Raw genomic sequence first — 2,752 nt, forward strand, 5'->3', positions numbered from 1 at the left:
GACAGTAACAGGGACAATGCGGTGCTGACGCCCGACACGCTTGAGCGTGTAGCGCAGGATTGCCCGAACCTGATCGGCTTCAAGGACGGCGTCGGCGATATCGAACTCCTCACCGCAACACGCTACCGCATGGGCGACCGGCTGGTCTTCATCGGCGGCATGCCAACGGCCGAAGTCCATGCCAGTGCCGCGGCTGCGATCGGCATGACGACCTACTCCTCGGCGATCTACAATTTCGCGCCCGAGATCGCGCTGCGTTTCTTCAATGCTCTGCGCGCCGGCCGCACAACGGAAGTCGGTGATCTCATCCGCTCGTTCTTCCTGCCCTACCTCGCCATCCGCAACCGGCGCGCCGGCTATGCCGTGTCGATCGTCAAGGCCGGTGCGCGTATTGCCGGGATCGACTGCGGCCCGGTGAGATCGCCGCTGCTCGACCTGACAGCGGACGAAGAGCGGCAGCTCGCGGCTCTCATGCACTCCTGCAAAATGCCGGTCGCGGAGCTGGCGTAGCACGGGATGATTTGCGGGAGCGGATCGAAGACCGGAACTGACGGCTTGCTACGATCTGGCGTGACCATCGACCATGCGGCGGTAACGCTCGCGCCCCGCCTCCAGATGCTCGCGCAAGGTGAAGCGGGCGGCTTCGACATTCTGCCGCTCGATGGCCTGATAGATGCGGCGGTGCTCCATCTGGACCTGCTCCAGATAGTGCCGCCGCTGCTCCGGCGTTTCGTCGCGCGGGCGCATCAGCTGGCGTGGAATGAGGACAGGTCCGAGAAAGTGCATAAAGCGTTCGAAATAGGGATTGCCGGTGGCCGAGGCGATCGCTCGGTGGAAGGCAAAGTCGGGCTCGATCGCGCTCTCGCCCGCCGCGATCGAGGCGTCGATGGCGTCGAGGCAGTCGCGCATGCGGGCAAGGTCGTCGTCGCCGCGCTTCTCGGCGGCGATGCCGGCGGCTTCTTGTTCCACCGCGAGCCGAAGCTGCAGCACGTTCTGGACTTCCGTCAGCGAGTGCAGCTCGTCGGAAACGATGCGGAATGTGGTGTTGGCCTCATGGTCGGCGACGAACACGCCGGAGCCCTGGCGGCTGACGACAAGGCCCTCCGATCGAAGGGAAGCCATGGCTTCCCGGATCACCGTGCGGCTGACCCCGAATTGCGCGATCAGTTCCTGTTCGGTCGGCAGTTTCTCGCCGCTGGTCATATGGCCGGCGCGTATTTCGCGCGCAAACCAGTCGGCAACCTGCGCCGTGCGGCTGATCTGCGGGGGAAGGCCAAAGGAACGTTTCATCGCCATCAAGCAATAAACGAACCTCTGTCCTTGGCAACCCATTATTTATACGGTGATATGATGACATTTGCGACGCGTTGGACACGACCAATCTTCATTCGCCTTATCAGCGCCGCGCGAACATGTCCGCGGTCTCAGTGAAAGGACAGGGCGTGATGATCCCCCAAAAACCGGTGCTGTTGACCGGAGCCTCCGGCACGATCGGACGGCTGCTCTCGGCCAGGCTGGCGGCGCTCGGCTGGACCTTGCGGCTGACCGATGTCGTGCCCTTGCCGATCCCGTTGCCGCCAAACGCAAGCTTCGCCATCGCCGATCTCGAAGACCAGCAGGCGGTGAACGATCTGGCAGAGGGCTGCGGCCTGATCCTGCATTTCGGCGGCATCTCCACCGAGCAATCCTTCGAGACCGTGCTCGGCCCCAATCTTCGCGGCGGTTTTCACATCTATGAGGCGGCGCGCAGAGAGGAGGCGCGGGTGGTGTTTCCATCTTCGGTGCATGCGGTCGGCCTTTACGAGCGCACCGAGATTCTTGACCAGGACTGCCTGCTCAGGCCGGACGGCTATTACGGCCTGTCGAAAGCCTATGGCGAGATGCTGGCGCGGCTCTACTTCGACAAGCATGCGGTGGAAAGCGTGTTGATCCGCATCGGCTCGGTGCTGCCGGAGGTTCCGGACGAGAGGATCCTGTCGACCTGGATATCGCATGACGATTTTGTGCGCCTGATCGAGCGTTGCGCCGAAGCGGATCGTGTCGATTGCTCAGTCATCTGGGGCCAGTCCAACAACAGCCGCGGTTTCTGGCGGCACGATGCCAGGCTGAAGCTCGGCTGGACGCCGCTCGACAGTTCCGACAGCCAGGCCGAGCGGGTGCGCGGCAAGGTGACGGACAATCCGGTGGTCGAGCGCTACCAGGGCGGCAAGTTCATTGTGGTGGACTACAGCCGTGCAGACTTTCCGCCGCGTTCGATGTTCCCGGACGACTAGGCCGTCACCGCCGGCAGCGGGCCTCGCCCGGCGATCAAATCCGCCGCCTTCTCGGCGATCATGATCACCGCTGCATTGGTGTTCGAAGACACGATGCTTGGCATGACCGAACTGTCGCAGACGCGCAGGCCCTGCAGTCCGCGCAGACGAAGTTCTGGATCGACGACGCTCCCGGTATCACCGCCCATGCGGCATGAGCCGACCGGATGGTAGGCGCTGCGGCCATGTTCACGGGCGAAGGCTTCGAGCGCTGCGCGCCCCTGCATTGCTGCGCCGGGAAGATGCTCGCGGCTGATGTATTTTGAAAAAGCCGGCTGCGACAGGATCTCGCGGCTGATCTCGATGCCGTCGATGGCGCGCTCGAGATCGTAGCGCTCGGCGAAGGGATTGGGGTCGATGATCGGCGGATCGCGCAGATCACCCGATCGCAGCGTGACGCTGCCGCGCGAGCGGGGGCGGACATGGTAGCTATTCAGCGT

Annotated in this window: 4 protein-coding genes; 2 read left to right on the forward strand and 2 right to left on the reverse strand. The window is 63.6% G+C overall.

Features of this window, described 5'->3' with window-relative positions:
- A partial coding sequence (locus EN879_RS31110; protein WP_206521034.1) for a dihydrodipicolinate synthase family protein occupies nucleotides 1–510 on the forward strand: 510 nt, incomplete at its 5' end.
- Nucleotides 511–558: 48 nt separating this feature from the next.
- Here the strand turns inward: EN879_RS31110 and EN879_RS31115 are convergent.
- On the reverse strand, nucleotides 559–1,290 hold the full coding sequence (locus tag EN879_RS31115) for a FadR/GntR family transcriptional regulator (RefSeq protein WP_127224710.1): 732 nt from the start codon (nucleotides 1,288–1,290) through the stop codon (nucleotides 559–561).
- A 155-nt stretch (nucleotides 1,291–1,445) separates the two neighbouring features.
- Between EN879_RS31115 and EN879_RS31120 the strand changes: the two genes are divergently transcribed.
- Complete coding sequence (locus EN879_RS31120) at nucleotides 1,446–2,273, forward strand: NAD(P)-dependent oxidoreductase (protein ID WP_244506992.1); 828 nt, start codon at nucleotides 1,446–1,448, stop codon at nucleotides 2,271–2,273.
- On the opposite strand, the gene EN879_RS31125 is transcribed toward EN879_RS31120, so the two are convergent.
- A partial coding sequence (locus tag EN879_RS31125; RefSeq protein ID WP_245493893.1) for a GMC oxidoreductase occupies nucleotides 2,270–2,752 on the reverse strand: 483 nt, incomplete at its 5' end. The genes EN879_RS31120 and EN879_RS31125 overlap by 4 nt on opposite strands.

It is taken from the genome of Mesorhizobium sp. M7A.F.Ca.AU.002.02.1.1 (genome assembly GCF_003998535.1).
Lineage (GTDB): Bacteria > Pseudomonadota > Alphaproteobacteria > Rhizobiales > Rhizobiaceae > Mesorhizobium > Mesorhizobium ciceri.